This is a genomic window from Frigoribacterium sp. RIT-PI-h (assembly GCF_001297205.1).
GTDB lineage: Bacteria > Actinomycetota > Actinomycetes > Actinomycetales > Microbacteriaceae > Frigoribacterium.
On the sequence record NZ_LHOZ01000078.1, the window covers coordinates 1 to 4850 of the forward strand.

Consider the following 4850-nt stretch of genomic DNA (forward strand, 5'->3'; position numbering starts at 1 on the left):
CCCTCGCGTCGTCGAACCACCTTCTCGCGTGGTTCGACGACGCGACGGTGGTGCGACGTGGTCGCAGGCGAAGGGGGTCGCGGGCGAACCGTTCACCAGGCCGCGGGCAGCGGGTCGCCCGCGGCAGGCGGGTGCTCGACGAGGGCGACGGCGTCGTCGCGGCCGATGTGGCCGGGGAAGTTGTAACGGGCGAACCGGCCGGTCGGGTCGTGGATCGACGTCGGCATGGCGACGGAGGCGCCGCGCCGCGCCTCCGCCAACACGGCGGTCGAGATCGGGTCGAGGGTCGCGTCCTGCCGGTCGCGCAGGATGAACTCGACCCGCGCCTCCTTGGCCGTCAGTCGGAGCACGAGCACCCGGCCGCCGGTGCCGACGGGCGCCGTCGTCAGGACGGCACGGTCGACCTGGGCCAGGGGGATCGGTCGGCGGGTGCCGGCGCGCAGCTGCCCCGAGTCGAGGTCGACCCAGGGCTGTGGCGCCAGGGCGTTCCGGATCAGCGTGATCACGGCGACGATCCCGACCGTGACGCCGATGGCGATCAGCAGGGCGAGGTCCCAGCGGAAGGTCGCCTCGGCGATGCGGAAGAAGAAGTTGACGCCCTGGATCGCCGCGAGGAACGCGAAGGCCGTCGTCGCCCCGACCCACGTCGACCACCAGCGGCGCTCGCCGATGCGCACCCAGCCGTGCGGGAGCTCGGTCGAGTCGTCAGGAGGCGCGGGCGCGTCGTCGGGATCGCTCACCTGGCCGACGCTACCGGGGTCCGCGGCGGGAGGTCCGGGGCGCGAGTCGCACCATCGGCTGAACGTCGCACCGTGCTCAGGGGCGGTGCGACGTTCATCCGACGGTGCGACGCGTGCTCGCGTCGGGGGCTCGGCCCCGTGCAGCGTGCCGAACCCGACCGCCCGCGCCCCGTGCAGCGGGCCGAACCCGACAAGAGGAGCGCGGCGCGCCGCTCATCTTCCGACCTGAGCGGCGCGCCGCGCCTCCGCTGTCGCGATTTGCACAGCGGGGAGGGGCGGGTACGGACTGCAGGCCGCGCACCGCCCAGGGGGCGAGCGTCAGCCCGGCCCCGCTGGGGACGTTGCCGATCGCGACCTGCGGCACCGAGCGCCGCCGCAGCGCCGGGTGCAGGGCGGGGTCGAGCTCGTACGGCTCGCCCGACCAGTTCGCCAGCACGAGCAGTTGCTCGTCACCGAGCGTGCGGGTGAACGCGTAGAGCCGCTCGTCGTCCGGGGCGAGTAGTTCGAACGACCCGAGCGCCACCACCGGCGACTCGTGCCGCAACGCGATCAGACGGCGGTAGTGCTCGAACACCGAGCGGTCGCCGGCCGCCCGGTCGGCCTCGACGTTCACGGTGTCGTGGTTCGCGACCCCCTCGATCCACGGGGTGCCGGTGCTGAAGCCCGCCGCCGCGCCTCCTGACCACGGCACCGGGGTGCGGGCGTTGTCGCGGCTGCGGAAGCGCAGCGACTCGAGCAGGGACTCGGGGTCGGCCCCCGCCGCGACCGACTCGTCGAACCAGTTGACCGACTCGATGTCGCGGTACTGCTCGATCGAGGCGAAGCCGGCGTTCGTCATGCCGATCTCGTCGCCCTGGTACACGTACGGCGTGCCCCGGTGCAGGTGCAGCACGGTCGCCAGCAGCGTCGCCGACTCGAACCGGTACCGGTCGTCGTCGCCGAAGCGCGACACCGACCGCGGCTGGTCGTGGTTGCCGAGGTAGAGGCTGTTCCAGCCCTGGTCGGCGAGACCGTCCTGCCAGTGCGACAGCGAACGCTTGAGGGCCACGAGGTCGAACGGGAGGTTGTCGAACTTCGAGGCCGGCCCGTGGTCGAGGCCGACGTGCTCGAACTGGAACACCATGTCGAGCTCGTGCCGGTCGGCCGCCGTGAACAGCCGGGCGTCGTCGACCGTCACGCCCGGCATCTCGCCCACCGTGATCAGCTCGCGGTCGGTGCGGTGCGCGAAGACCTCGCGGTGCATCTCACGCAGGTGGTCGTGGATCTGCCCGCCCATGACGAAGTGCGAGGCGCCGGGCGCCAGCGACGAGGGCTCCTTCGCGATGTGGTTGATGACGTCCATGCGGAAGCCGTCCACACCCCGGTCGAGCCAGCGGTTCATCATGTCGAAGACGGCCCGGCGCAGGTCGGGGTTCTCCCAGTTGAGGTCGGGCTGCTTCGACGCGAACATGTGCAGGTAGTACTGGCCGGTGCGCTCGTCGAGGGTCCAGGCCGGGCCGCTGAACGCGCTGCGCCACGCCGTGGGGTAGGTGCCGGCGCCGGGCGTGCCGGCGGCGTCCGACCCCTCGCCCGACGGCAGCGGATCGCGCCAGAGGTACCAGTCGCGCTTCGGGGCGTCGCGCGACGACCGGGCCTCGACGAACCACGGGTGCTCGTCGCTCGTGTGGTTGACGACGAGGTCCATGACCAGCTTCATGCCGAGCGCATGCACCTCGTCCAGCAGAGCGTCGAACTCGTCGAGCGTGCCGAACAGCGGGTCGACGTCGTCGTAGTCGCTGATGTCGTAGCCGTTGTCCGCCTGCGGCGACCGGTAGATCGGCGACAGCCAGATCACGTCGACCCCGAGGTCGTGCAGGTGACCGAGGCGCTGCCGGATGCCGCCGAGGTCGCCCACCCCGTCGCCGTTCGAGTCCGCGAAGCTGCGTGGGTAGATCTGGTAGACCGTCGCGGCCGTCCACCAGGCGGGCGGGGCGGTCGTGGGGCCGGTGTCGTTCGTCGTCGAGTCGCTCACCCGCCCAGCCTGTCACGGCCGGCCACGGCCGCGCCGTGACGCCGAGACCCCAGGAAGCCGCCGAGACCCCCGTGCGCGCGTGGGGGTCTCGGCGAGTTGCTGGGGTCCGAGGGCCCAGGAGGCGCGGGTCGGCCGCCAGGGCAGGGTTCAGCCGGTCGCGTCGGGGCGGCCGAGCTCGCGCTCGAGCAGCTCGAGGTCGATCTTGACGTGCTCGCGCGCGATGGCCGCGGCGTCCGCCGCGCGTCCGTCGCAGATCGCGGCGACGAGGGCCTCGTGGTCGGCGAGGGCCCGCAGCTCCATCTCGCGCACGCCGTCCGGCCCGCCCCAGAGGTGCGCCGGCGCCGAGATGCTCACCCGGGCCTCGAGGTCGAACAGCACCCCCCGCAGCGTCGCGTTGCCGGCGGCCTCGGCGATCGCGACGTGCAGGGCCTCGTCGGCCTTCTGTGACGCGAGCCCCGACGCGGCGTCGCGGTAGCCCTCGAGTCGGTCGTGCAGCCGGTCGACGTCGGTCGGCGTGCGGTTCTCGGCCGCGGCCTCGGCGACGACGCCGTGCAGGCGGCTGATCGCCTCGCTCGTGTCGCGCAGGTCGGACCACCGCGCGGCGAGCGTGCGGCGCCCGACGTCGGTGCCCGACCCCGGGGCCGGCGCCTGGACGAACGAGCCGCCCCCGCGCCCGCGCTGCGTCACGATCAACCCCTGCTCGACGAGCCGGGCCAGGGCAGCACGGACCGTCATGCGGCCGACCCGCAGCGAGGCGGCGAGGTCGCGCTCCGCGGGGAGGCGCGAGCCGGGCAGATACTCGCCGATCGTGATGGCCGTGACGAGGCGGTCGGTGAGGTCGTCGACCCGGGTCGTCGGTGCCAGAGGGGCCCCGAGGGCACCACCGAGGGCGCTGTCGACCGCGACGTCCGAGCGTGCGGCGCCCGCGCCTCCTCGGCTGTCGTCCTGGCCCATCGCGTCCCCGTCCCGGCTCGCCGACCCGTCGTGCGCGGAGCGTTCGAGGTCTCGTCGTGTTACGAGCAGATTAAGGCATCGAGAAAGGTCTTGTCGCGAGACCTTAGCCGGGTGCATGCTCACCCGCATGTCCACGATCACCACCGGCACCGCCCCCTTCCACGACGCCGAGACCTGGTACCGGGTCACCACGCCCGACGAGCCGCGCGAGGGTGCGCTGCCCCTCGTCGTGGTGCACGGCGGCCCGGGGATGGCCCACGACTACCTGCGCAACCTCGAGGCCCTCGCCGACGAGACCGGTCGCACCGTCGTGCACTACGACCAGCTCGGCTGCGGTCGCAGCACCCACCTGCCCGACGCCCCGGTCGACTTCTGGCAGCCGAACCTGTTCGTCGCCGAGTTCGAGGCCCTCGTCGCGCACCTCGGGTTCGAGCGGTACCACCTGCTCGGCCAGTCGTGGGGCGGGATGCTCGGCGCCGAGATCGCCGTGACGGCACCGGACGGGCTGGCGAGCCTGGCCATCTGCAACTCGCCCGCGTCCATGCAGCTCTGGGTCGAGGGCGCCGGCGAGTTGCGCGACGAGCTGCCGACCGACACCCAGGAGGCGCTGGCTCGTCACGAGGCGGACGGCACGACCACCGACCCCGAGTACCTCGCCGCCACGCAGGTGTTCTACGAGCGTCACGTCTGCCGCGTGGTGCCCATGCCGCAGGACTTCGTCGACAGCGAGGAGCAGATGGAGGCCGAGCCGACCGTCTACCACACGATGAACGGGCCGAACGAGTTCCACGTCATCGGCACGATGCGCGACTGGACGATCGTCGACCGCCTGTCGTCGATCGTCGCGCCGACCCTCGTCGTCGCCGGCGAGTTCGACGAGGCGACGCCCGCCACCTGGCAGCCGTTCGTCGACGGCATCGCCGACGTCCGCTCACACGTGTTCGCCGGCGCCAGCCACTGCTCGCACCTCGAGCAGCCCGAGGAGTTCCGGGCCGTCGTCGCACCGTTCCTGGCGGCGCACGACGAACCGCGCGACGCCGCGCGCGTCTCCTGACCGGCGCGGGCCGCGCCTCCTGACCGGCGCGGGCCGCGCCTCCTGACCGGCGCGACCCGCGCCTCCCGATCCCCACCCCACCGCACCCCGG

General features: G+C 73.1%; 4 protein-coding genes. 1 reads left to right on the forward strand and 3 read right to left on the reverse strand.

The genetic code is table 11. The features are described 5' to 3' along the window. Positions 1 to 92: 92 nt before the first annotated feature. The 3 genes from AEQ27_RS11330 to AEQ27_RS11340 all read right to left on the reverse strand — a co-directional run bounded on the left by AEQ27_RS11330 (position 93) and on the right by AEQ27_RS11340 (position 3705). A complete protein-coding gene (locus AEQ27_RS11330; RefSeq protein WP_054146758.1) occupies positions 93 to 740 on the reverse strand; it encodes a hypothetical protein in 648 nt (215 codons plus the stop codon). 94 nt (positions 741 to 834) lie between these two features. After that, positions 835 to 2751 (reverse strand): alpha-glucosidase, encoded by a 1917-nt coding sequence (locus tag AEQ27_RS11335; RefSeq protein WP_082383465.1) that lies wholly within the window; start codon positions 2749 to 2751, stop codon positions 835 to 837. Between the two features lie 147 nt (positions 2752 to 2898). After that, entirely contained in the window at positions 2899 to 3705 is an 807-nt protein-coding gene (locus tag AEQ27_RS11340; protein WP_082383466.1) for a FadR/GntR family transcriptional regulator, read from the reverse strand. A gap of 127 nt (positions 3706 to 3832) precedes the next feature. On the opposite strand from AEQ27_RS11340, the gene AEQ27_RS11345 reads away from it, so the two are divergent. Further along, positions 3833 to 4759 (forward strand): proline iminopeptidase-family hydrolase, encoded by a 927-nt coding sequence (locus AEQ27_RS11345; protein WP_235451070.1) that lies wholly within the window; start codon positions 3833 to 3835, stop codon positions 4757 to 4759. Positions 4760 to 4850 lie beyond the last annotated feature (91 nt).

Coding starts and splice junctions, on each gene's coding strand:
- AEQ27_RS11340 (WP_082383466.1), bottom strand. CDS start 3,705: ATGGGCCAGGACGACAGCCGAGGAGGCGCGGGCGCCGCACGCTCGGAC.
- AEQ27_RS11345 (WP_235451070.1), top strand. CDS start 3,833: ATGTCCACGATCACCACCGGCACCGCCCCCTTCCACGACGCCGAGACC.